Origin of the sequence: Brevibacillus sp. SKDU10, from assembly GCF_001645205.1 — a bacterium.
Taxonomy (GTDB): domain Bacteria; phylum Bacillota; class Bacilli; order Brevibacillales; family Brevibacillaceae; genus Brevibacillus_B; species Brevibacillus_B halotolerans.
The window spans coordinates 1-1,632 of sequence record NZ_LSSO01000086.1 but is presented as its reverse complement, the minus strand read 5'-3'; the positions used below and the strand labels follow the sequence as shown (position 1 = coordinate 1,632).

2 protein-coding genes are annotated in these 1,632 nt (G+C 39.4%); both read left to right on the top strand.

Annotated elements, in window-relative coordinates; translation table 11 throughout:
• Positions 1–19 precede the first annotated feature (19 nt).
• Entirely contained in the window at positions 20–1,153 is a 1,134-nt protein-coding gene (locus AYJ08_RS05430; RefSeq protein WP_064016880.1) for a flagellin N-terminal helical domain-containing protein, read from the top strand.
• 339 nt (positions 1,154–1,492) lie between these two features.
• Positions 1,493–1,632 (top strand): flagellin N-terminal helical domain-containing protein (locus AYJ08_RS22860; protein ID WP_483295057.1); only part of this gene is annotated, 140 nt, incomplete at its 3' end.

The following is a 1,632-nucleotide window of genomic DNA, read 5'->3' as shown; positions in this document are numbered from 1 at the left end:
AACACGGAGGTAACAAATCATGAGAATCAATCACAACGTATCAGCACTAAACACACACCGTCAACTAGGTGTAAACACTGGCGCATCTGGTAAAAACCTGGAGAAATTGTCTTCTGGTCTTCGCATCAACCGTGCAGGTGATGACGCAGCAGGTCTAGCGATCTCTGAAAAAATGCGTGGTCAAATCCGCGGTCTAGAAATGGCTTCTAAAAACGCGCAAGACGGTATCTCCTTGATCCAAACTGCTGAAGGTGCACTAACTGAAACACACAGCATCCTGCAACGTATGCGCGAACTAGCAGTTCAAGCATCTTCTGACACAAATGAAGGCGTAGACCGTCAAAAGCTTCAAGCTGAAGTTGATGAATTGTCCAAAGAAATCAAACGTATTTCTACAGACACTGAGTTCAACAACCAAAAAGTATTGGATGGATCTTTCGAAGACAAAACGTTCCATATCGGTGCTAACCAAGGACAAAACATCAAATTGAGCATCAACAACATGAGCAATAAAGAACTTGGTGTAAACGGTAATTACAAAGAAACTGATTTAGCGAATATTGAATTAACTGTAAAAAATAGAGATGGTGCAGATATTACAATTAAATTTAGTGACCCTACTAAGACTGCAGCAACAGAAACTTCTGCTGAATTAACTAAAGCAAATGAATACACAGTTACATTAAAAAGCGATGGTGCAGTAGGGACAGGTACTAAACAAGATGTAATGGATGCTCTGAAAAAAGCAGGTCTTGATGTAGTTGCTAAAGATGAAACAAAAATGAACGAAGTAGTAAAAGGAACAATTGCTGATCAGAAAGCAGATGCAGGGGTGGCGGATGACACAAAAGGTGTTAACATCTCCACTCAAAAAGCAGCAGACAAAGCAATCACAACCATCAACAACGCTCTTAATAAAGTATCCGAAGAGCGCTCTAAACTAGGTGCGAACCAAAACCGTCTAGAGCACACAATCAACAACTTGGGAGCAACTGCAGAGAACCTAACAGCTGCAGAATCCCGTATCCGTGACGTTGATATGGCAAAAGAAATGATGGACTTCACGAAGAACAACATCTTGACTCAAGCAGCTCAAGCAATGCTTGCACAAGCTAACCAACAGCCTCAAGGCGTACTTCAATTACTTCGTTAATATTACGATGATAATAAGAAGAAAGGACCTAACGAATCAGTTAGGTCTTTTCTTGTTTCTAAAAATGAGTGCTGTAATCTACAATTAACCGTAAAAAAGTTTGAATAAAAAAATATTTTTCTATCCTGTAAAGTTTTATAAAGAAAATCCGATATTAATAATAGTCGCCTAAGTCATATTTTCTGAATGATAGGTACTAGGTGTAGAGCTACTACTAGCCTATAGAGGTGACTGTATCAGTTGTCATTTTGAATAAGCAACTTTATTTAAAATGAACAATACAACATCGTCTTGAACAAATGGATGGTTCAAGAAATAAAAACACGGAGGTAACAAATCATGAGAATCAATCACAACGTATCAGCACTAAACACACACCGTCAACTAGGTGTAAACACTGGCGCATCTGGTAAAAACCTGGAGAAATTGTCTTCTGGTCTTCGCATCAACCGTGCAGGTGATGACGCAGCAGGTCTAGC

Bases quoted from the DNA above. Each gene is read 5' to 3' on its own strand.
- AYJ08_RS05430 (WP_064016880.1), top strand. From the start codon at position 20: ATGAGAATCAATCACAACGTATCAGCACTAAACACACACCGTCAACTA.